17 protein-coding genes, 4 tRNA genes and 1 pseudogene are annotated in these 21,771 nt (G+C 58.5%); 7 read left to right on the forward strand and 15 right to left on the reverse strand.

From position 1 onward, the window contains the following. The 6 genes and pseudogenes from ACOI8A_RS27835 to ACOI8A_RS27860 all read right to left on the reverse strand — a co-directional run. Positions 1 to 1,233 (reverse strand): annotated as a pseudogene (locus tag ACOI8A_RS27835) (type IV secretion protein Rhs); the annotation flags it as partial. Between the two features lie 234 nt (positions 1,234 to 1,467). Further along, positions 1,468 to 1,872: a sel1 repeat family protein gene (locus tag ACOI8A_RS27840; protein WP_420648092.1), complete on the reverse strand. Its 405-nt coding sequence runs from the start codon at positions 1,870 to 1,872 to the stop codon at positions 1,468 to 1,470. Continuing rightward, complete coding sequence (locus tag ACOI8A_RS27845; RefSeq protein ID WP_003223109.1) at positions 1,873 to 2,244, reverse strand: hypothetical protein; 372 nt, start codon at positions 2,242 to 2,244, stop codon at positions 1,873 to 1,875. Beyond that, on the reverse strand, positions 2,241 to 2,582 hold the full coding sequence (locus tag ACOI8A_RS27850; RefSeq protein WP_420648091.1) for a helix-turn-helix domain-containing protein: 342 nt from the start codon (positions 2,580 to 2,582) through the stop codon (positions 2,241 to 2,243). Before ACOI8A_RS27850 ends, ACOI8A_RS27845 begins: the two co-directional genes overlap by 4 nt. 114 nt (positions 2,583 to 2,696) lie before the next feature. Then, a complete protein-coding gene (locus ACOI8A_RS27855; protein ID WP_420648090.1) occupies positions 2,697 to 3,152 on the reverse strand; it encodes a YkvA family protein in 456 nt (151 codons plus the stop codon). Positions 3,153 to 3,446: 294 nt separating this feature from the next. Beyond that, entirely contained in the window at positions 3,447 to 4,163 is a 717-nt protein-coding gene (locus tag ACOI8A_RS27860; RefSeq protein WP_420648089.1) for an FKBP-type peptidyl-prolyl cis-trans isomerase, read from the reverse strand. A gap of 259 nt (positions 4,164 to 4,422) precedes the next feature. On the opposite strand from ACOI8A_RS27860, the gene ACOI8A_RS27865 reads away from it, so the two are divergent. Together ACOI8A_RS27865 and ACOI8A_RS27870 are read left to right on the forward strand one after the other, a co-directional pair. Continuing rightward, complete coding sequence (locus ACOI8A_RS27865; RefSeq protein WP_420648088.1) at positions 4,423 to 6,231, forward strand: di-heme-cytochrome C peroxidase; 1,809 nt, start codon at positions 4,423 to 4,425, stop codon at positions 6,229 to 6,231. A gap of 29 nt (positions 6,232 to 6,260) precedes the next feature. Beyond that, on the forward strand, positions 6,261 to 7,397 hold the full coding sequence (locus ACOI8A_RS27870) for a catalase family protein (protein ID WP_420648099.1): 1,137 nt from the start codon (positions 6,261 to 6,263) through the stop codon (positions 7,395 to 7,397). Between the two features lie 96 nt (positions 7,398 to 7,493). On the opposite strand, the gene ACOI8A_RS27875 is transcribed toward ACOI8A_RS27870, so the two are convergent. The 4 genes from ACOI8A_RS27875 to ACOI8A_RS27890 form a co-directional block, all read right to left on the reverse strand. Beyond that, a tRNA-Asp gene (locus ACOI8A_RS27875) sits at positions 7,494 to 7,570 on the reverse strand. Positions 7,571 to 7,589: 19 nt separating this feature from the next. Continuing rightward, a tRNA-Val gene (locus tag ACOI8A_RS27880) sits at positions 7,590 to 7,665 on the reverse strand. A gap of 198 nt (positions 7,666 to 7,863) precedes the next feature. Then, positions 7,864 to 7,940 (reverse strand) — tRNA-Asp (locus ACOI8A_RS27885). Positions 7,941 to 7,958: 18 nt separating this feature from the next. Continuing rightward, positions 7,959 to 8,034, reverse strand: a tRNA-Val gene (locus ACOI8A_RS27890). Between the two features lie 159 nt (positions 8,035 to 8,193). On the opposite strand from ACOI8A_RS27890, the gene rdgC reads away from it, so the two are divergent. The 3 genes from rdgC to sugE all read left to right on the forward strand — a co-directional run bounded on the left by rdgC (position 8,194) and on the right by sugE (position 10,690). Next, positions 8,194 to 9,114, forward strand: coding sequence for a recombination-associated protein RdgC (rdgC, locus tag ACOI8A_RS27895; protein WP_420648087.1), 921 nt, complete (start codon positions 8,194 to 8,196; stop codon positions 9,112 to 9,114). Between the two features lie 188 nt (positions 9,115 to 9,302). Next, entirely contained in the window at positions 9,303 to 10,271 is a 969-nt protein-coding gene (locus tag ACOI8A_RS27900; protein WP_420648086.1) for a bile acid:sodium symporter family protein, read from the forward strand. A 104-nt stretch (positions 10,272 to 10,375) separates the two neighbouring features. Next, positions 10,376 to 10,690, forward strand: a complete 315-nt coding sequence (gene sugE / locus ACOI8A_RS27905) for a quaternary ammonium compound efflux SMR transporter SugE (RefSeq protein ID WP_042558337.1) — start codon at positions 10,376 to 10,378, stop codon at positions 10,688 to 10,690. Between the two features lie 52 nt (positions 10,691 to 10,742). On the opposite strand, the gene ACOI8A_RS27910 is transcribed toward sugE, so the two are convergent. From ACOI8A_RS27910 to ACOI8A_RS27930, 5 genes are all read right to left on the reverse strand, one after another. Further along, complete coding sequence (locus ACOI8A_RS27910; RefSeq protein WP_420651431.1) at positions 10,743 to 12,617, reverse strand: MFS transporter; 1,875 nt, start codon at positions 12,615 to 12,617, stop codon at positions 10,743 to 10,745. Between the two features lie 96 nt (positions 12,618 to 12,713). Next, entirely contained in the window at positions 12,714 to 13,865 is a 1,152-nt protein-coding gene (locus ACOI8A_RS27915) for a TDT family transporter (protein WP_420648084.1), read from the reverse strand. A 105-nt stretch (positions 13,866 to 13,970) separates the two neighbouring features. Further along, a complete protein-coding gene (locus tag ACOI8A_RS27920) occupies positions 13,971 to 14,282 on the reverse strand; it encodes a cupin domain-containing protein (protein ID WP_420648083.1) in 312 nt (103 codons plus the stop codon). Between the two features lie 25 nt (positions 14,283 to 14,307). Further along, positions 14,308 to 16,245, reverse strand: a complete 1,938-nt coding sequence (locus tag ACOI8A_RS27925) for a membrane-associated oxidoreductase (RefSeq protein ID WP_420648082.1) — start codon at positions 16,243 to 16,245, stop codon at positions 14,308 to 14,310. Positions 16,246 to 16,317: 72 nt separating this feature from the next. Beyond that, positions 16,318 to 17,520, reverse strand: a complete 1,203-nt coding sequence (locus ACOI8A_RS27930) for an MFS transporter (protein ID WP_420648081.1) — start codon at positions 17,518 to 17,520, stop codon at positions 16,318 to 16,320. 91 nt (positions 17,521 to 17,611) lie between these two features. Here ACOI8A_RS27930 and ACOI8A_RS27935 point away from each other — a divergent pair, with 91 nt between their 5' ends. Continuing rightward, positions 17,612 to 18,154: a TetR/AcrR family transcriptional regulator gene (locus ACOI8A_RS27935; RefSeq protein ID WP_420648080.1), complete on the forward strand. Its 543-nt coding sequence runs from the start codon at positions 17,612 to 17,614 to the stop codon at positions 18,152 to 18,154. 140 nt (positions 18,155 to 18,294) lie between these two features. Then, positions 18,295 to 21,765 carry a NahK/ErcS family hybrid sensor histidine kinase/response regulator gene (locus ACOI8A_RS27940; protein ID WP_420648079.1) on the forward strand — a complete coding sequence of 1,157 codons (3,471 nt, stop codon included), beginning with the start codon at positions 18,295 to 18,297 and terminating at the stop codon, positions 21,763 to 21,765. Positions 21,766 to 21,771: the final 6 nt, after the last annotated feature.

A 21,771-nucleotide genomic window follows, 5' to 3' on the forward strand; every position in this document is an offset into this window, starting at 1 on the left:
CGTCAGCAATTCCTCGCCAGTGACCATCGACACCGGGCAGCCATTAGTGCAGGTCGACGCCGCACAATCCGCGCTGTCACCGTTGGGGTTTTTCGCCTGCTCGGAACTGTCGTCGTGATGCTCGTCTTTCTTCAGAGCGGCATTGCGCTTGGCATCCCAGCGCAATTGCATGCGGCCCTTCTTCACCCCAGCCGCAATGCCTCGCGCAGCCACTGACTTGTACTGGTCTACATAGCCGATGAAGGTTTCGACGATGCCAAACATCGCCTTGACCAGACGCGTCACCGCCGCCAGCAATTGCGCGCCGCGATCCACCAGGCGCAACGCCAGATAGGCGACCCCAGCGCCAACAAAGGTCAGCACCACGCCAATCAGCACGTCGATCAGCAGTTGCACCACCACCATCGACACCGCTTCAGCGGTTCTCCCCGCGACTTCACTGGGTGGCAGCATCTCCAGCCAAAGGCTGGCAGTACGCAGCAACAGGCACAACGCGGCCTCATCGCTGACCAGCAACTGGAGTTTTTCCATCACGTCAGGCGCGTTCTTCGCGAGCTTAATCAACTGCTCCGCACCACTGCCCAACCGCTGAGCAAACTTGCCAGGATCCTGAAGAATCTCCGACAACAAGCCGATGCTGTCCCACACCCCCTCGATGGCTGCCCAACTGCCAGCCAGCATGCCGTTACCCGCTGCCGTCGCCACTTGCTGCGACCACTGCGGCTTGTAGCCCTGCCACTCACTGCGCAACCAGTTATCCAGTTGCAGCGTCAGGCCATCGTAGGATTCGAAGAGTTGATCCACTTGATCGGGGTTGACATCGCTGTGCACCAACACCCGATAGAACTTGCCCGCCACACCGCGAAATGAACCCTTACCCTCGGCATCGAGCGTGACTGAAGCAAGTTCCCCACCCTCCACCGCCACCACATCAACCACGATGCCGCCCAGCGGGATGTCGTAGACCGATTCGAACTTGCTCTCGATCTCCATCACCCCACCGTCAGGGCACTGGATGACGCTGGAAGAAAATTGCTTGTCGCCAATAGCAACGGCAGTACTGCGGTCACCAAACCGGATGATCCGCTCCATGCCCATCAGCGAGGGCATGTCGGTCGCGTGGCTAAGCTTGTCCGCCGAGCGACTGAACCAGTGCTTGAGCTGTTCGCGGTACAGACCAAGGGTGTCGGGGAAGCTGTCGAGTTCCTGCTCGATGCGGATGACGGCGTCCATCAGCACGCTCGATGTTGCGCAATGGAAAACAAAACCGGGTCAAACATGAGCGTTCCCTCGCACAGAAAATTAGGCGAGGGGACTTTGCGCGGGATCAATCAGAAAATAAGTCAGGCAAGTAGGTGAAGGTTGTAGGAGAAGTCTTCAAATGGCATGCAGCGCAAAATGCGGGCACAAAAAAGGGGCGAAAGGTTTCCCTCTCGCCCCGCTCTTTGACTGAACCGGAATGGCCGACTAAGAAAGATCCCGCCCAGCCAGTTCCTTCAATTTAAGCTCCGCCAGCGGATGCCCGGCCTTCGCCGCCATCCCCCACCAACGCTGCGCTTCGGCAGGATCAGGTGCCTTGCTCGGCGTACCGGCGAGGCTGATCACACCCACCTGATAAGCTGCTTTGCCATCGCCAGCAAGGGCCGCCAGGCGCAGCAGCCGCACGCCCTCTTCACGCGCGCCCAGACCGACACCGCGAAAAGTCAGGATGTGCCCATAGAAGCTCTGCGCACCGACATCACCGAGATTGGCCATACGCGCGAACTGGCCCTCAAGCCAGCGCCAGCCACGCGGCTGACGGACGAACCACGACCAGTGAAACAGCCTGCGCGCCAGCCAGTAACTGGCCTGCGCCTTGAGTCGTAAAAACACTCAGGCCTCCGCCGATTCCGGGTACTCGTATTCGAACACTCGCACCACTTCCGATGCGTGCCACGAGGCGGCGGCAACACCGTCCGACGGCCCGGAGAAACGCCCCAGACGTTCGACACATTCGAAAAAGCCGGTGCGCGGCAGGCGACTCGCGCCCTGGCTGATCACCAGCGAACTGCGCAATGGCTGTTCGGCCTTGGCGTCCAGCGCGGCCAGGTGTTCAAGCGCGGCGGTCAGGGTTTGCATGGCCGGCGTCGGCAGTTGCAGACGTTCGAGCAACGCCCGGTAAGTCAGCAGATGGCGCTGTCGGCGCGCCTGGTCCAGCTCCCCGAGCAATCCATCCCAATGTTGACGGCTGATGCGTACGCTCACGATTCATCCCTCCAGCCTGGCACCGTCAATTCCCAGGCCAGGCTGCGGCGAATCGCGGCGTCGGGCAGACGCTCACCACTTTCGATCATGGCCAGATAAGACGGGCTGATGCCTACCGTGCGGGCGAGCGCCTCGATGGCGATGCCCTTCCCTTCGCGCAAATTGCGGAGTTGATCGATACCCGGAAGAACCGGGTCCGAGGTGGCCGCGACGGGCGTGGGAGCCGGACGCGACGGTGCTTCGTTAATGCCTGCAGCTTTGAGTAGAGCCTGATACTGAGCCCAAGGCAGAACCGCGTATTCGGGCTCGCCATCGCGTGCAATTATCTGAATATCCATGACTACCCCGTAGGACAACAACACTTAGCGAGTCGGCACTTTTCCCTAGAAGTGTAATCCTAACAGCGGCCAAGGTCGTGGGGGCAATCTATATGGAGATGAGGCTGTCGCTATTCAGGATTTTTTCGGCCCCTGAAGCTGAAGTTGCTCGGGCGTATCGGGCAGGCGCTCGACGATTCTGAGCTTCTCGGGCTTCTGCCGATTGCGCCACAAGCGGAACGCATTGAGTTCGTCATCGAGGGTTTTCATCAGCCAGGCGAGCACGGCGATGTCATCGAGCATGCCGAACACCGGAATGAAATCCGGGATCGCATCCACCGGACTGAGGAAGTACATCAGACCGGCGACTACCGAGACAATCGCTTTGCCGCTGATCGCGCGGTACTCGCCGCGCCAGTATGCCAGGCACAGCGCCTGAAGCAGACGCAGATCGTCTTTCAACTTTCCTAGACGGTTACCTTGCGCGGCGCCTTTGCTCGCCACGGCAAACAATAGCGTCGGCAAACGTCCACGGGCCAGCAGTCGACCCGCCAGCGGCAAGAATCGGGCGAAATTCCACGGAGTCTTCATTTATTCCTCCCGTTGAAATGTTATCCACACAAATTGTGGATAACCTTGTGAACAGAGCTGCATTTCAACGCTACAAGCCCCGTTTTATAAGGGCTGCGCTCAGATCGGGCGTTTTTTACTCACATAAAAAAGCCCAATATTTCATTGACTTGGCGGCTCAGGACGACTAGCGCGGGCAGCCATACAGTCTAGGACTGCCATGACCGGCATCGGTTCGGTCTGTTTACCTTCACCGAAGCGCAGATGCAACAACGCCCCGCATGTGCGAGGCGTTGTTTGCAAATCCGACGCTACTTACTTGGCAGCGGCGTCTTCTTTGGCTGGATCCTTGATGGCCAGCAGTTCCAGGTCGAAAACCAGAACCGAATTGGCCGGGATTGCCGGGCTTGGCGATTGTGCGCCGTAAGCCAGATCGCTCGGGATGTACAGCTTGTACTTCTCGCCAACGTGCATCAGTTGCAGGCCTTCGACCCAACCCGGAATCACGCCGCTAACTGGCAGATCGATCGGGCTGCCGCGCTCGACAGAGCTGTCGAATACGGTGCCGTTGGTCAGCTTGCCGGTGTAGTGAACAGTCACTACGTCGGTCGGCTTAGGCTGAGCGCCATCGGCTTTCTTGACCACTTCGTACTGCAGACCGGAAGCGGTGGTGGTCACGCCGGCTTTCTTGCCGTTTTCTTCGAGGAATTTCTTGCCAGCCGAGGCCGACTCTTCGCTCATTTTGGCCATACGCTCTTCAGCACGCTTTTGCAGCGCGGCGAAAGCTTCAACCAGTTCTTCGTCTTTCAGCTTCTGTTCTTTCTTGCCAACGGCATCTTCGATGCCCTGGGCTACTGCTTTGGAGTCCAGGTCATCCATGCCTTCCTGAGCAAGGCTTTTGCCCATGTTCAGGCCGATACCGTAGGAAGCTTTCTGCGCCGGGGTTTTCAGCTCTGCGCTAGTCTGCGAATCACAACCCGCGAGGACCAGGCTAACCAGGGCTACCGCCGCCGCCAACCGATGCTGTTTCATGCTATTTCCTTGTTCATGCGCCGAAAGGGCAATCGAGTAAAGCCGCGAGCTTATCAGGCCGCCACGACCAATGGCTACCGGCATGAGAGCAGGAAACTCACGATTAGTTCAGGGATTAAAACGCATTGGGCGCGAGCCTGGATGAAGCTTCTGTCATCTCGCCCCAGGCCAGTTCATCCCACAGTTGTCGTAATGGCCACTTGCCGCACCTCACATCACTCAGGCATAACAGCGCAACAAATCGACAAGGATGTTTATCTTGCGCCTCTTATTCCGTGTGCTGATGCTGATCATTGTGCTGCTGGGACTGGTCCTGGCGGTGGTGCTGTATTACGTCGCCAACCCGAAACTGCCCTTGTATACGCCCGCGCAACAGGTGCATTACCTCAAGCAATGGACTGACGAGGAGCGTCAGACCTACTACTTCACGCCGCAAGGCACGCAGGTCAAAGGCCTGCGCTACGAATGGTTCCAGGCGCTGGAATTGCCGTTCTCACAAGAGCGCTTTGCCGCCCCCGAGTACCTGGCGCGCTTCGGATTTCTGCTTGATCCACAACAGAAAGCCACACGCGGCAACCCCGCAAATCTGCCCGTGGGTTTCGCCCGCCATCAAAATCCCGGCAGCCCGGAGCAATATCTCGACATAACTTGTGCCGCCTGCCACACCGGCGAATTGCGCTTCAACGGGCAAGCGCTGCGCATCGACGGCGGCTCGGCTCAGCATGTGCTGCCTTCCAGCGTTCCTACATTGCGCGGCGGCAGTTTCGGACAGGCTCTGGTCGCCAGTCTTGCCTCGACTTACTACAACCCATGGAAATTCGAACGCTTCGCCCGCAACGTTCTCGGCGAAAATTACGATGATCGCCACGAACAACTGCGCCAAGACTTCAAAAATTCACTGAGCACCTTCCTCAAAGTCGCGTGGAACGACACCCATCGCGGCCTATACCCGACAGAGGAAGGCCCGGGCCGCGCCGATGCGTTCGGGCGCATTGCCAATGCGACTTTCGGCGACGCGATCTCCCCCGCCAACTACCGCGTGGCCAACGCCCCGGTGGATTATCCGCAACTGTGGGACATGTGGACATTCGACTGGGTGCAATGGAACGGTTCGGCGCAGCAACCGATGGCGCGCAACATCGGCGAGGCGCTCGGCGTCGGCGCCACGCTTAATTTCTTCGACACCAATGGCCAGCCGCTGCAAGGCGAGCAGCGCTACCCGTCCAGCGTGCGTGTGCGCGATCTGCACAAGATCGAAGAGACCCTGCAAAAACTGCAAGCGCCCGCCTGGCCTGAAGAACTTCTGGGCGCGGTCGACAAGCCGTTGGCGACCAAGGGCCGCACGTTATTTGCGGAAAACTGCGCAGGCTGCCACGTCCCGCGCAAAACCCTGGAAGGCCAGCGCTGGGTGCAACATCTGCACATGTTGCCCGTCGACGTCATCGGCACCGACCCGGGCGCGGCCAACAATATCGCCAATCACCGCTTCGACCTGACGGCATTGCAATGGGATCTGCAAGAACTGGAACAGATGGATGTGAAACTGCATCCCGAACCGACAGAGCCGCTGGATCTGAGCCAATTGTCGGTGGCCAAAGGCTTGGCCTACGTCACCGCATTCGTCGAACAACGCGCCTATCGCGAGGCAGGCATCACAGCCGCCGAGAAACCCCGACTCGATGGTTTCGGCCTGCCCATCGGCGTGCGCGAAAAAGTCGCTTACAAGGCGCGTCCGCTGGCCGGAGTCTGGGCCACCCCACCTTTTCTGCACAACGGTTCGGTGCCGAGCCTCTATCAGTTGCTGTCGCCGCAGGATGAGCGCGCCACCACCTTCTATAAAGGCACGTTCGAATACGACCCGCGGCATCTGGGCTATCGCACCGAAGCCTTCACCAACGGTTTTCTGTTCGACACGCGCGTTACCGGCAACCGCAACAGTGGCCACGAATTCCGCGCCGGCCAACGTGGCAACGGCGTCATCGGCCGCCTGTTGCAACCTGAAGAGCGCTGGGCGCTGCTCGAATACCTGAAAGTACTGGGCGGCCCGCTGGAGGCGCAATTGCCATGATCATGAATACATCACCTGACAGACCTTCGATGCTGGCGCGCTTGTGGTGGTGGTTAGGGCGCTTGCTGGGCAAAACCCTGCTCATTTTGCTCAGCGTCGGGGTGCTCGGCTGGGCAGTGGCGGCAGCCTGGTTCGCCTGGCAACAACGTGGCCCGGTTTCCGCGGTGGAGCAGATCCCTGATGGCGAAGCGGCCATGACTCAGGACGTGATCCAGACCGCCGTGCGCATTGTTGATCAACACCGCGAAAGCACGCGTTACTTGCGCGATGCGCATGCCAAGGCCCACGGCTGCGTCAAAGCGGAGGTACGCGTTCTGCCGCAACTGAGTGAAGGACTGCGCCAAGGCGTGTTCAGTGAGCCGGGGAAAATCTGGCAAGCGACTCTGCGCCTGTCCAATGGCAACGCTTATCCGCAATTCGACAGCATGCGCGACGCGCGGGGCATGGCAATCAAACTGCTCGATGTGCCGGGCAAACAACTGCTCGGTAATCGTCAGGACAGGCAGGAGCAGGATTTCGTGATGTTCAGCCACCCGAACTTCTTTGTCAGCGATGTCGCCGAATATCGTCAGAATGTGGCGGCGCAGGCTGACGGAAAAAAGGTGATGGCGTTTTTTCCGGGGTGGGATCCGCGTACCTGGCAGGTCAGACATCTACTCATCGCACTACAGACTTTGTCCGCGCCACCGGACAGTCCGACGCAGACCACATACTTCTCGGTTTCGCCCTACAAATTCGGTGAGGCCAATGCCAAGTTTCGGGTAATGCCGGATCCAGACAACTGCCCGGCATACACACTGCCCAAGCAGAATCAGGATCTACCGAACTTCCTGCGCAGCGCGTTGAACCAGCAGCTGTCTTCCGACCGGGTGCCGGCGTGCTTCGTGTTGCAGATCCAGCGTCAGGATGCGCACAAGTTCATGCCGATCGAAGACACCAGCATCGAATGGCGCGAGCAGGATTCAACGTTCGAGACCGTGGCAAGGATCACCTTGCCCGCGCAGGATTTCGATACCCCGGCACTGAATCTGCAATGCGACAACCTCTCCTTCAATCCATGGTTCGGGATTGACGCGCATCGGCCGATTGGCGGGATCAACCGTCTGCGCAAGGCTGTGTACGAAGCAGTGAGCGATTACCGCCACAGTCGCAACGCGGAGCAATAAACGCGGGACAAGAGCCAAACCCCAGACAGCAAAAAGCCCGCACTAGGCGGGCTTTCTGTGGTGATCTGGCGTTCAGTGGGTCCAGATAACCGAATATGGCGCAGCGGACGGGACTCGAACCCGCGACCCCCGGCGTGACAGGCCGGTATTCTAACCGACTGAACTACCGCTGCGCAAAACGCTTGAAACGAATGGTGGGTGATGACGGGATCGAACCGCCGACATTCTGCTTGTAAGGCAGACGCTCTCCCAGCTGAGCTAATCACCCTTCGCTTCGTTACGGGGCGCATTATGCCACAAGTTTTCGTAATGTGTTGATTTAATTGAATATTTTTTCAAATAAATCCGAAAACCGGTGAAACCACACGTCCCGCTGGAACAAGGTACAAACTTGAGGCAGAAAAAAGCCCGCCTAAGCGGGCTTTTCCGTGGTGACCTGGCGTTCAGCGATCCAGGTTACCGAATATGGCGCAGCGGACGGGACTCGAACCCGCGACCCCCGGCGTGACAGGCCGGTATTCTAACCGACTGAACTACCGCTGCGCTAAACACTTGAACGAATGGTGGGTGATGACGGGATCGAACCGCCGACATTCTGCTTGTAAGGCAGACGCTCTCCCAGCTGAGCTAATCACCCTTCGCTTCGGTGTGGCGAGCATTCTACGGAGCGACCCCACCTCTGGCAAGCACTTTTTTAAATAATTTTCTCAGGCCTTCCAAAGGCTTAGAGAAGGGTTGGCCTATGCCACGGCGAAGACAATAATGCCCCCCTTTGTATAAAGGAGAGACTCACCCCATGTGGTTCAAAAACCTGCTTATCTATCGCCTGACCCAAGACCTGCCTGTCGATGCCGAGGCGCTGGAAACTGCACTGGCCACCAAACTGGCGCGTCCATGTGCAAGCCAGGAGTTGACCACCTACGGTTTCGTCGCGCCATTCGGCAAGGGCGAAGATGCTCCACTGGTGCACGTCAGCGGTGACTTCCTGCTGATCTCTGCGCGTAAGGAAGAACGCATTCTGCCGGGCAGCGTTGTACGCGATGCGGTCAAGGAAAAGGTCGAAGAGATCGAAGCCGAGCAAATGCGCAAGGTCTATAAAAAGGAACGCGATCAGATCAAGGATGAAATCATCCAGGCGTTCTTGCCGCGCGCGTTCATCCGTCGCTCGTCGACCTTCGCCGCCATCGCGCCGAAACAGGGTCTGATCCTGGTCAACTCGGCCAGCCCGAAACGCGCCGAAGACCTGCTCTCTACCTTGCGCGAAGTGATTGGCACCCTGCCCGTGCGTCCGCTGACGGTGAAAATGTCGCCTACCGCGACCATGACCGAATGGGTCACCACGCAGAAAGCTGCCGACGATTTCTTTGTACTGGACGAGTGCGAACTGCGCGACACCCACGAAGACGGCGGGATCGTGCGCTGCAAGCGTCAGGACCTGACCAGCGAAGAAATCCAGCTGCACTTGAGCACCGGTAAAGTGGTGACGCAGTTGTCGCTGGCGTGGCAAGACAAGCTGTCGTTCATGCTCGACGACAAGATGACCGTGAAGCGCTTGAAGTTTGAAGACCTGTTGCAGGATCAGGCGGAACAGGACGGCGGCGAAGAAGCCCTCGGCCAGCTCGACGCCAGTTTCACCCTGATGATGCTGACCTTCGGCGATTTCCTGCCGGCGCTGGTTGAAGCGTTGGGTGGGGAAGAGACTCCGCAAGGGATCTAACGCCATTTTCAGGCACCCTCTACTTGATGGTGGGTGCCTGAACGAAAAGATCGTCCGATCGCGGCCCGAGCCTTCGGCAGCTCCTACAGGGAAATGCATTCCAAATGTAGGAGCTGCCGAAGGCTGCGATCTTTTTGCAAGCACCGTATGCTTAGGGCCCTACGCTTTCCCATAATAAGGATCAGGCCATGCGCGCACTGGCTGCACTGAGTCGTTTTGTCGGCAACACCTTCGCTTACTGGGTTCTGATTTTCGCTGTGCTCGCGTTCCTGCAACCGGCGTGGTTCCTCGGCCTGAAAGGTGCCATCGTGCCGCTGCTGGGGCTGGTGATGTTCGGCATGGGCCTGACCCTCAAACTTGAAGACTTCGCCGCCGTCGCTCGCCAACCCTGGCGCGTGGCTTTGGGCGTGGTCGCGCATTTCGTGATCATGCCGGGCATGGCGTGGTTGCTCTGCCAGATCTTTCAGCTGCCACCGGAAATCGCCGTCGGCGTGATTCTGGTCGGTTGCTGCCCAAGCGGCACCTCGTCCAACGTGATGACCTGGCTGGCGCGGGGCGATCTGGCCTTGTCGGTAGCGATCGCCGCCGTCACCACCCTCCTCGCCCCACTGCTGACGCCAGCGTTGATCTGGCTGCTGGCTTCGGCGTGGTTACCGGTATCGTTCATGGAGCTGTTCTGGTCGATTCTGCAAGTGGTGCTGCTGCCGATCATCCTCGGCGTGGTCGCGCAACGCGTGCTCGGCGACAAGGTACGCCACGCGGTAGAAGTGTTGCCGCTGGTTTCAGTGATCAGCATCGTGATCATCGTCGCGGCGGTGGTTGCCGCGAGCCAGGCGAAGATTGCCGAATCCGGGCTGCTGATCATGGCCGTGGTCATGCTGCACAACAGCTTCGGTTATCTGCTGGGCTACTTCACCGGGCGCCTGTTCGGTTTGCCATTGGCCCAGCGCAAGTCGCTGGCGCTGGAAGTCGGCATGCAGAACTCGGGGCTGGGCGCCGCACTGGCCAGTGCGCACTTCTCGCCGCTGGCGGCGGTGCCGAGCGCGCTGTTCAGTGTGTGGCACAACATTTCCGGTGCGCTGCTTTCGACGTATTTCCGGCGCATGAGCGAGAAACAAGATCGCGAGACGCTGGCTCGGACTGACTTGGCGGGTTGATCCGCTGATTAATGCCGGGCACTCTATTGCGTACGCGGGGACGACCTCGCGGCTCAATCGAGTTTTTATCCGGGGACGACCCCGTCAATCGATGGAGGTCTCTCATGTCCTGGATCATTCTGTTTTTCGCCGGCCTGTTCGAAGTCGGCTGGGCCGTCGGCCTGAAATACACCGATGGTTTCAGCCGTCCACTGCCTACCGCGCTGACTATTGCCGCGATGGCTGTCAGCCTGGGCTTGCTCGGTTTGGCAATGAAGGAATTGCCGCTGGGCACGGCTTATGCGATCTGGACCGGGGTCGGCGCCGTAGGCACGGTGATTGCCGGGATCATTCTGTTTGGTGAATCAATGGCGTTGATTCGGTTGGCCAGTGTGGCGTTGATTATCACTGGGTTGATTGGACTCAAGGTCAGCGCTTAAACGACTGACGCCATCGCTGGCAGGCCAGCGATGGCGCCCGCACAGCCAACAACTATCTGACTGTGCCGCGCAATTCACTCACCAGCGCCTGCAACTTCACCGGCTCGGCCGCTTCCACAGCGACCGACGAACCCGCCACCAACGTCACCCGCGACCACAATCGGCGAAACACGCCCTTGTTCGGATCACGACTGAAGAAGCTCCCCCACAACCCCTGCAATGCCAGCGGAATCACCGGCACCGGTGTCTCTTCGAGAATCCGCGTCAGCCCGCCCTTGAACTCGTTGATCTCGCCATCGGCGGTCAATTTGCCTTCGGGGAAGATGCACACCAGCTCGCCGTCCTTCAGATATTGCGCAATCCGGCTGAAGGCCTTTTCGTAGATCTGAATGTCTTCCTGGCGTCCGGCGATAGGAATTGTCCCCGCCGTGCGAAAGATAAAGTTCAGCACCGGCAAGTTGTAGATCTTGTAGTACATGACAAAGCGAATGGGCCGACGCACCGCGCCGCCAATCAGCAAGGCATCGACGAACGATACGTGGTTGCACACCAGCAACGCCGCGCCTTCATCGGGGATTGCGTCAAGATTGCGATGCTCGACGCGGTACATGGAATGGCTCAGCAGCCAGATCATGAAGCGCATGCTGAACTCGGGCACGATGCTGAAGATGTAGGCGTTGACGCCGATGTTGAGCAGCGAGACCACCAGAAACAGCTGCGGGATCGACAGTTCGACCACGCTCAACAACACGATGGACACGATGGCCGAGACCACCATAAACAGTGCGTTGAGAATGTTGTTAGCGGCAATCACCCGCGCCCGCTCCTTCTCGGCGGTGCGCGACTGGATCAACGCGTACAGCGGCACGATGTAGAAACCGCCGAAAATCCCGAGGCCGAGAATGTCGAACAGCACTGCCCAGGTGTGGCCGAAGGTCAGCACTTCAACCCAACTGTGGCCAGTAACACTGTCGGGAATTCCACCGGAGTGCCACCACAGCAGCAAGCCGAACACGGTAAGACCGAAGGAGCCGAACGGCACCAGACCGATCTCGACTTTACGCCCGGAGAGCTTTTCGCAGAGCATCGAGCCAAGCGCGATGCCCACCGAAAACACCGTGAGAATCAGCGTGACCACGGTTTCGTCGCCGTGCATCCACTCCTTGGCGTAGGCCGGGATCTGCGTCAGATAAATCGCCCCGACAAACCAGAACCACGAGTTGCCGACGATCGAACGCGACACCGCCGGGGTCTGGCCCAAGCCCAGTTTCAGCGTGGCCCAGGACTGGCTGAAAATATTCCAGTTCAGGCGCATTTCCGGTGACGCAGCCGCTGCACGCGGAATGCTGCGACTGGCCAGATAACCGAGCACCGCAATGCCGATTATCGCGCCAGAAACCAACGGCGCGTAACCGGCAGACGACATCATTACGCCGGCGCCAATGGTCCCGGCAAGGATCGCCAGAAACGTGCCCATCTCCACCAGGCCGTTGCCGCCAACCAGCTCATCTTCACGCAACGCCTGCGGCAGGATCGAATACTTCACTGGCCCGAACAGCGCCGAGTGGGTGCCCATGGCGAACAACGCCACCAGCATCAGCGACAGGTGATCGAACAGAAAGCCGACCGATCCCACAGCCATGATGGCGATTTCCGCGAGCTTGATGACGCGGATCAGCGCGTCCTTGGCGAATTTTTCCCCGAACTGCCCGGCCAATGCCGAGAACAGAAAGAACGGCAGGATAAATAGCAACGCGCACAGGTTGACCCAGATCGAGCGATCACCTTCGATGGTCAGCCGATAGAGAATGGCGAGGATCAGCGATTGCTTGAACACGTTGTCGTTAAACGCGCCAAGCGATTGCGTGATGAAAAATGGCAGGAAGCGCCGGGTGCGCAGCAGGTTGAACTGTGAGGGGTGGCTCATCTTCCGTGTGTCCCTGATGGTGGTAGCGAGTGGCCTGATGTTGTTATTGGAATCTCCAACCGAGATTCAGGCCACACATTACCTAATCTTTGCCGGTTATTTCTTCAAACCTGCAATGCAGGGTGAAACAAACAGCTCACCGCGCCATGCGCCCTGCAGCGTGCGCTTGCCGACGATCAGCCACATTACCGCCAGCAACGTCACCAGCGCAGTACCGAAAACGCTAAAGAACGTCAGGTTCAAGGTGCTCGCCAGCTTCAGGGTCGCCAGCGAATACACGCCCAACGGAAAGGTAAAACCCCACCAGCCGAGGTTGAACGGGATGCCGTCGCGCAGGTAGCGCACGGTGATCAACAGCGCAATCAACATCCACCACAGGCCAAAACCCCACAAAGTGATACCGGCCACCAAGCCGAGACCCGAGGCGATTTCACCGATGCCTGGCAGACCATTAGCGGCAAAGATCGCCGGTGCATCGGCACCGAGCAGCAACATGCCCAGAGCGCCAGTGCCGATCGGGCCGAGTGCCAGCCAACTCGACGCGGCCATGTTTTCGTGGGGCAGTTTGTGCAGGGCCATGCGCAGCAGCAGGATTGTCAGAATGCTGAACGCCACGGGTAGGGAAAATGCCCAAAGTACGTAGCTGGTCACCAGCACCACCAGTTGCGAATGCGCGTCGGCCAAATGCGGCGCGAGCAAGCCACCGCTGGCCGCCGCAACTTCTGCCGCCACTACTGGCAGCAACCAGACCGCAGTCATCTGGTCGATGCTGTGTTCCTGGCGGGTAAACATCATGTACGGAATCAACACGCCGCAGGCCAGCGACATCGCCACGTCCAGCCACCACAGCACTTCCGCCAGTTGAATCACTCCGTCGCCCCAACGGGGCAAACCGAACAATAGAAAGCCGTTGATGATGGTCGCGAGGCCCATGGGAATGGTGCCGAAGAACATCGAAACGGTGGAGTGGCCAAAGATTCGGCGCGCCTCGTCGAAGAACAGGACCCAGCGCGCGGCGTAGGCCACGGTAAACAGCGCGAACAACAGAATGTTGAACATCCACAAACCTTCTGCGAAGGCGTGCATGCCGGGAATGGTCACCGGCAATTGCGCCAGCGCCAAGGCCAGCACCCCGGTGCCCATGGTTGCGGCGAACCAGTTCGGGGTGAATTGGCGGATCACTTCACGCGGGTGCTGAAGTTGGCTAAGCGGTTTCAGACCGGACTTGTTGGCGTTGGGGCAAATCATCATGAACTCCTGTCCTCGGGTGAGGTTGAGCTCATGGTAGAACCGAATCGAATATCTATATAACGGGTAATTTCTCTAACTGTTATCTGTTTTACCAATAAGCAGTCAAACGCTGCCCTCGGATTCAATTACGAGGATCCGCGCCGCACCCTGCGGGTGAGCGACATGTTCCGTGCCGACCGACGCATAAAAGATGTCGCCGACCTCGAGCAGAGTTTGCTGCTCCTCGCCGTTTTCGCGATAGCGCATCTGCACTTGGCCATCGAGCACCACGAACACCTCTTCGCCGTCATTGACGTGCCATTTGTACGGCTGATCGGTCCAGTGCAGGCGCGTGGTGATGCCGTTCATGTTGGCGATATCCAGCGCGCCCCAGGCACGTTCGGCGGTGAACGACTTGCTGCGGATAATTTTCAAGGGTAACTCCGATGCACATTTCTGATTATTCTTTGCGGCGAGCCAAGCCAGAAACTACCGCCACAAACAAAAGACTAAAGCCCCATCCAGCGAGAATCTCGCACCACATTACAAATCTGACTAACCGTTTTGCACTGAAAAAGGCGCGGACTTCCGCCAACCAACTGGATTTGGGTGTCTCGATGAGTGGAGCCCAGTCATTTTCCTGATGTAGGTCGACCAAAGGCAAAAGCAAATCCAGAGAGAAAGCGACTGGGCTGAAACCTGTATATTCCTCCCGCAAAGCATCGCATAGGTACCAGTTCCCCGGCCCCCTGAACGCATGTGGTAATTCGATCGGGAGGCGATCATGACGCTTGTCCAGCCACACTCGCTCACGATCGGGACGACAGGTTTCATAGGCCTCATCCTGAAAGATCAGCGGGTTACTCGGTGCAAAAATCCCGTCCCTCGCTGCATCCCAATAAACCCAAGTACAAAAAAACCACACAAATGCAAACCACGGTAACAAGAGCATCGGGCGATAACCGAAAGCTGTCAGGTAGCCATAGAGTAAATGCAGAAACTTGGCTGAGCATGAATAAAGCCCTCGAAAAACGCGGTTCCAGCTTTTCGGAGACTGGCCAATACGCTTGAATCTACGCAAACAATGCTCATATTCAATCCCCACTTCCTTGGCGTCTTCGGTATGCCCCATGGAATCGAGCACTTGCTGCAATTGCCGCCAGGGTTGGGGGCGAAAATGTTCCGCTGGTGACAGGGGAGACTTCTCGTCCTTGCTCAAGCACGACTTCTGCTTTTTGAGCCAAATCATGCGCTCACTGACAGCCATCGGATTATGGATGTCTACGGATTCGTAAACGAATCCATTGAGAATTGGGCGCTCTCCCCAAGAAGCGACGTCATCATTAATGGTCGAAACCTTGGCGCCTAAAAATGAAATTTCTCTAGGAGCAGATTTTAGGCCACGCAAATCAAGCCGCCCTCCCACTCTCATTCCATTGGCCCTAATTACTTGTATTGATGCTCCCTGGAAATCGATGTTTCCTTCAACCTGCAAACCAGCTAGGAGCAGTTGCCCATGAATCTCACAACCTGAATTGAAGAGCGCGTTACCGCTAATACTCGCTCGCTCAAGAACCAATGCGTAAGCGCCTCCAACCGCTTGAAATTTCGAGTTCCTACAAGATAACTGCCCGGAAATTCTAACGCCCAACAGGTTCACAATGCCTGTAGACGAGAATCCATTCCTGAGAAATACGGGGCCATTGATAACAGCGAAATCAAGGTCAAGTGACACATCTCGTTCGACAGAGAAGCTAGCGTTTTCGCAATTGAATTGCCCTCCTATTACCGCCGATCGAAAGCGCACAAAGCCTTTAGCCGAAAACCCACCGGAGAGAAAAACACCGGTACGAATCTCCGCGAAGGAAGCGTTCAGACATACCTTGTCGCCTGCATCAAATTGCGAACCAGAACAATTCAACGCAGATGAAATTCTAGCGGAATTAAGTTCGACCAATCCCTCGGTATGTGTAGATGAGAATACCAAACTGTTATTGACGATCAGTCGTTCAGCTAAAAACGACTTGAGGGAACAATCTTTGAATTTGAGCAGGTGAGCAAAAATCGCTCCTCTGAAATTGATGTCTTTTTCGAATCTGCACTTTTCAAAAACTACAGGCATTGTCACTGTAATTCCGACAAGAGACAGAGAGCCCTCTATAAATGCGCCCTGCAGCTGCAGATATTCGCCAAGAAATGCTCCCTTGGAGCATGTCAGTATCAAAGAACGCAAAAAAATCGCCCGAACCACATTTTCATCAGTTGAAACGTCGGGCAGAGTTTCGCCAATTTTGGCGACAAATCCCTGTTTGAAACACTCAAGCAAACGCTGCTCAGCAGGACGAAATCGTCCATTCTCGTCCTGTAAGCGTCCCAGCAATTTCGAACTGTCATCCATTTACGTTCACTCAATCAACACACAGCCAAGAAAGCGGGCATGTTAGTGAACGGGCGTTTCGCCATCAATGGGCTATTGGCCAATTGAACGCTCAGAGTTTCTACGAGCAGCAAAGCTTTGACTCCATAGCAAAAGCATTCCGCTCACAGAAAGAAGCACCAATATCGCACCATAACCATCGGTGGTGGCGAGCAAACCGAAACTGCGAGAGAAGTACCCGGCCAGCAGTGCGGGCACACAAAACGCCAGATAACTCAGCGCGTAGTAAGCCGACATCAATCCCGCCCGCTCATGCGGCAGTGCCAACGGCACCAGACTACGCACCGCCCCCAAAAACCCTGAGCCAAAGCCACAACCGGCCACCAGCGTACCGAGGAAAAACAGCGGCAGACTGGCGCTGTGCACGCCCAGCAAAATCAGCACTACACCGGTCGGCAGCAAGCTCGCGCCGAGTTGCAGCGCTCGGACGGCGGGTCGATTTCGCAAGGTGAAAATCATCAGCGCACCGGTCACAGTCAACGCCGCCACGGTCGCGCCGCCGATCAGGTTCGAAGTCGATCCCGTCGCGGTTCGCACCAGCGAAGGTGCCAGCGACGCGTAAAAACCACCGAGCGCCCACGTCGCGGTGTTCAATGGCAACACCCGCCACAGCGTGGAACGCGCTTGCTCTGGCACATGCAATGTCGGCCGCAACGAAGCCCAGGCGCCGGCTTGCGGCGAAACGCTTTCCGGCAGCCGCCAGACATACAGCGCCTGCAATACAAACAGCGCAAGCAGCAACCAATAGGTCAACTGCAACGGTGCAGGGGCGAATTCGGCCAGCAAACCACAGCCCATTGCGCCGAGCGCCATTCCAAGCAAAGGCGCGACGCTGTTGATCAACGGCCCCTGCTGACGGTCGGTATCGAGCAGCGTCGCGCTCAAAACCGCGGTGGCCATGCCCGTAGCAAAACCCTGCAGTATCCGCGCACCGATCAGCCAGCTCACGCTATCGGCGTAGATAAACAGCAGCATCGCCACGGCGTTCAACACAACCGCGGCGAAGATCACCGGTTTACGCCCAAGGTGATCCGACAAAGAGCCGACCGTGAGCAACGCGGCCAGCAGACTCAATGCGTACACGCCGAAAATCAGGGTCAGCATCGCCGCAGAGAAGTGCAGTTGATCCTGATACAGGTGATACAACGGCGTCGGCGCCGTGGAAGCGGCGAGAAAACTGAGTAAGGTGATCGCCAGAAACCACAGGCTGGATCGGTTGGAAACAATACTGATCATGTGCACACTCCGCAAAAGCTAATTTTTTGCTTTTGCGGAGTGTGCTCGCGGCCTGAGCTTAAAGCAAATTCTTTGTGTTAAGGTTCGACGCATGACTATTAAAGAAGGTTTACGCCCAGGTGGCCGCAGCGCCCGGGTGCAGGAATCGATTCATTCCGCGGTGCGTGCGCTGCTGGAAGAACAAGACCGTTCGAGCGTGACAGTGCCGCAAATCGCTGCACGGGCAGGCGTCACGCCGTCGACCATTTACCGGCGCTGGGGTGATCTGGCGGTCCTGCTGGCGGATGTCGCCCTTGCCCGCATGCGCCCTGATAGCGAGCCGGCCGAAACCGGCAGCCTGCGTAGCGATATCCTCGCCTGGGCCGAGCAGTATCTGGACGAAATGAGTTCGGAACCGGGCCGCAACATGATGCGCGACGTGCAGGCGAGCGCCACGCCTGGGTATTGCGTGGCGATCATTGGCGCGCAGTTGCAGACCATTATCGAGCGTTATCCGAATGAATCGGCGCCGAGTGTTGATCGCCTGATAAACCAAGTGGTGGCGCCTGTGGTTTTCCGCATTCTGTTTTCAGCGGCGGCGCTGGAAGTTGAAGAACTGCATCGACTGGTTGATCTGGCGTTGAAGCAGAACTAAACGCCTGCCAGAACTCAGCAGTTCTGCGCCTGCGACACCCCGCCACGCCTCGACCTTGGTCGACACTGACTATCCGCAGCGCTCGTGCGAGACTGTCCGCCCGGGCGGGAGTCCCGGGAGTCTTCTGTCGGGAGTGTTGCATGTCGCTGTCCACCGGGCTGATCGCCGCCGTCGCCCTGGCCTATATGGCCATCATGTTCGCCATCGCCTTCTACGGCGACCGGCGCAGCACGCCGTTGCCGCCACGAGTGCGCGCGTGGGTATACAGCCTGTCACTGGCAGTTTATTGCACCAGCTGGACCTTCTTCGGCGCGGTCGGTCAGGCCGCCGAACAGTTGTGGTCATTCCTGCCGATCTACCTCGGGCCGATTTTGCTGCTGCTTGGAGCACCCTGGGTGCTGCAAAAAATGGTGATGATCAGCAAACAGGAGAACATCACCTCGATCGCCGACTTCATCGCCGCGCGTTACGGCAAATCGCAATCGCTGGCGGTGGTGGTCGCGTTGATCTGTCTGGTCGGCGTCCTGCCCTACATCGCTTTGCAACTCAAGGGCATCGTCCTCGGCGTTAACCTGCTGATCGGTGCCGGCGCCGACGCCATGGGCACCCGCGCTCAAGATACGGCGCTGATCGTGTCGCTGGTGCTGGCGCTGTTCACCATCGTCTTCGGTACGCGCAACCTCGACGCCACCGAGCACCACCGGGGCATGGTGCTGGCGATTGCGTTCGAGTCGCTGGTCAAATTATTTGCGTTTCTCGCCGTGGGTGCGTTCGTCACTTACGGTTTGTACGACGGTTTCGATGACCTGTTCAGTCAGGCGAAGCTCGCGCCGCGTCTTGAGGAATACTGGAAAGAAACCATCAACTGGCCGTCGATGGTGGTGCAAACCGGCGTGGCGATGATGGCGATCATTTGTCTGCCGCGACAATTCCACGTCACGGTGGTGGAGAACATCGACCCGCAGGATCTGCGTCTGGCGAAATGGGTGTTTCCGGCCTACCTGGCTTTGGCCGCGCTGTTTGTAGTCCCGATCGCTCTGGCCGGTCAGATGCTGCTGCCAAGCTCGGTGCTGCCGGACTCCTTCGTGATCAGCCTGCCGCTGGCGCAGGCGCATCCGGCACTGGCGATGCTCGCATTCATCGGTGGAGCCTCGGCGGCGACCGGCATGGTCATTGTGGCCAGCGTGGCGCTGTCGACCATGGTTTCCAACGACATGCTGTTGCCGTGGCTACTGCGCCGGAACAACGCCGAGCGCCCGTTTGAAGTGTTCCGCCAGTGGATGCTGTCGGTGCGCCGCGTGAGCATCGTGGTGATTCTGCTGTTGGCCTATGTCAGTTACCGCTTGCTCGGCTCGACCGCGAGTCTGGCAACCATCGGCCAGATTGCCTTCGCGGCGGTCACGCAACTGGCGCCAGCGATGCTCGGCGCGCTGTACTGGAAACAGGCCAATCGGCGCGGCGTGTTTGCCGGGCTCGCGGCGGGCACATTCCTCTGGTTTTACACGCTGGTTCTGCCGATTGCCGCGCGCAGTCTTGGCTTGCCGCTGGAAAGTTTCCCCGGCCTCGCATGGCTGCACAGCAACCCGTTGAATCTGCCGATCACCCCGCTGACGCAAGGCGTGGTGCTGTCCCTGGCCGGCAACTTCACCTTGTTCGCCTGGGTTTCCGTGTTGTCGCGCACGCGGGTGTCGGAGCACTGGCAGGCAGGACGCTTCATTGGCCAGGAAATCAGCGCCCGACCAAGCGCGCGTTCGATGCTCGCGGTGCAGATCGACGATTTGCTGCAACTGGCAGCACGCTTTGTCGGTGAAGAACGCGCGCGGCAGAGCTTCATCCGCTTCGCTTACCGCCAGGGTAAAGGCTTCAACCCGAACCAGAACGCCGACGACGAATGGATCGCGCACACCGAACGTTTGCTGGCTGGCGTGCTTGGCGCTTCTTCGACGCGAGCGGTAGTAAAAGCCGCCATCGAAGGTCGGGAAATGCAGTTGGAGGACGTAGTCCGGATCGCCGACGAAGCCTCGGAAGTGCTGCAGTTCAACCGCGCGTTGCTGCAAGGCGCGATTGAAAACATCACCCAAGGCATCAGCGTGGTCGACCAGTCACTGAAACTGGTGGCGTGGAACCGGCGTTATCTGGAGCTGTTCAACTATCCGGACGGTTTGATCAGCGTTGGCCGACCGATTGCCGACATCATTCGCTACAACGCCGAACGCGGTTTGTGCGGCCCCGGCGAAGCGGAAGTGCACGTCGCGCGACGCCTGCACTGGATGCGCCAGGGCCGTGCGCACACCTCGGAACGGTTGTTCCCCAACGGACGGGTGATCGAGCTGATCGGCAACCCGATGCCCGGCGGCGGTTTCGTCATGAGTTTCACCGACATCACCGCGTTCCGCGAAGCCGAACAGGCGCTGACCGAGGCCAATGAAGGGCTTGAACAACGGGTGAGCGAACGCACGCAGGAGCTGTCGCAACTCAACGTCGCGTTGACCGAAGCCAAGGGCACCGCCGAAGCGGCCAACCAATCGAAAACCCGGTTTCTGGCGGCGGTCAGCCATGACTTGATGCAGCCGCTGAACGCCGCGCGACTGTTCTCCGCCGCACTCTCGCATCAGGACGACGACTTGAGCAGCGAGGCGCAGAAACTGGTGCGTCATCTGGATAGCTCGTTGCGCTCGGCGGAGGATCTGATCAGTGATCTGCTGGATATTTCGCGCCTGGAAAACGGCAGGATCAATCCGGATCGCAAGCCGTTCGCGATCAACGAGTTGTTCGACATTCTCGGTGCGGAGTTCAAGGCGTTGGCGCAGGAGCAGGGTCTGAGCTTCCGCGTACGCGGCAGCCAGTTGCGCATCGACAGCGATATGAAACTGCTGCGGCGCATCTTGCAGAACTTCCTGACCAATGCCTTCCGCTACGCCAAAGGCCCGATTCTGTTGGGCGTGCGCCGGCGCAAGGGTGAAATCTGTCTGGAGGTGTGGGACCGCGGGCCGGGGATTCCAGAAGATAAACAGCAAGTGATTTTCGAGGAATTCAAACGCCTCGACAGCCATCAGACCCGCGCCGAAAAGGGTCTGGGGCTGGGGCTGGCGATTGCCGACGGCTTGTGCCGGGTGCTCGGCCATACATTGCGCGTGCGCTCATGGCCGGGGCGCGGCAGCGTGTTCAGCGTGCGCGTGCCGCTGGCCCGCACGCAGATTGCGCAGCCGAGCGTTGCGCTCGAGATCAACGGCAAGTTGCACAGCGGCGCGCGGGTGCTGTGCATCGACAATGAAGACAGCATTCTGATCGGTATGAACAGCCTGCTGACGCGCTGGGGCTGTCAGGTGTGGACGGCGCGCAATCGCGAAGAGTGCGCGGCGCTGCTGGCCGATGGGGTGCGCCCGCAACTGGCGCTGGTGGACTATCACCTTGATCACGGGGATACCGGCACCGAGTTGATGGCATGGCTGCGCACCTGTCTCGGTGAGCCGGTGCCGGGGGTTGTCATCAGTGCAGACGGCCATCCGGAAACCGTGGCGCGGGTGCATGCGGCGGGGCTGGATTATTTGCCGAAACCGGTGAAACCGGCGGCGTTGCGGGCGTTGTTGAGCCGGTATTTGCCGCTTTAAAAGCAA

It is taken from the genome of Pseudomonas sp. P4795, assembly GCF_048822895.1.
GTDB lineage: Bacteria > Pseudomonadota > Gammaproteobacteria > Pseudomonadales > Pseudomonadaceae > Aquipseudomonas.

Excerpts from the sequence above, each read along its gene's own strand:
- ACOI8A_RS27850 (WP_420648091.1), bottom strand. The coding sequence starts at position 2,582 with ATGGATATTCAGATAATTGCACGCGATGGCGAGCCCGAATACGCGGTT.
- ACOI8A_RS27855 (WP_420648090.1), bottom strand. The coding sequence starts at position 3,152 with ATGAAGACTCCGTGGAATTTCGCCCGATTCTTGCCGCTGGCGGGTCGA.
- ACOI8A_RS27860 (WP_420648089.1), bottom strand. The coding sequence starts at position 4,163 with ATGAAACAGCATCGGTTGGCGGCGGCGGTAGCCCTGGTTAGCCTGGTC.
- ACOI8A_RS27870 (WP_420648099.1), top strand. The coding sequence starts at position 6,261 with ATGCTGGCGCGCTTGTGGTGGTGGTTAGGGCGCTTGCTGGGCAAAACC.
- rdgC (WP_420648087.1), top strand. The coding sequence starts at position 8,194 with ATGTGGTTCAAAAACCTGCTTATCTATCGCCTGACCCAAGACCTGCCT.
- ACOI8A_RS27900 (WP_420648086.1), top strand. The coding sequence starts at position 9,303 with ATGCGCGCACTGGCTGCACTGAGTCGTTTTGTCGGCAACACCTTCGCT.
- sugE (WP_042558337.1), top strand. The coding sequence starts at position 10,376 with ATGTCCTGGATCATTCTGTTTTTCGCCGGCCTGTTCGAAGTCGGCTGG.
- ACOI8A_RS27910 (WP_420651431.1), bottom strand. The coding sequence starts at position 12,617 with ATGAGCCACCCCTCACAGTTCAACCTGCTGCGCACCCGGCGCTTCCTG.
- ACOI8A_RS27915 (WP_420648084.1), bottom strand. The coding sequence starts at position 13,865 with ATGATTTGCCCCAACGCCAACAAGTCCGGTCTGAAACCGCTTAGCCAA.
- ACOI8A_RS27925 (WP_420648082.1), bottom strand. The coding sequence starts at position 16,245 with ATGGATGACAGTTCGAAATTGCTGGGACGCTTACAGGACGAGAATGGA.
- ACOI8A_RS27930 (WP_420648081.1), bottom strand. The coding sequence starts at position 17,520 with ATGATCAGTATTGTTTCCAACCGATCCAGCCTGTGGTTTCTGGCGATC.
- ACOI8A_RS27935 (WP_420648080.1), top strand. The coding sequence starts at position 17,612 with ATGACTATTAAAGAAGGTTTACGCCCAGGTGGCCGCAGCGCCCGGGTG.
- ACOI8A_RS27940 (WP_420648079.1), top strand. The coding sequence starts at position 18,295 with ATGTCGCTGTCCACCGGGCTGATCGCCGCCGTCGCCCTGGCCTATATG.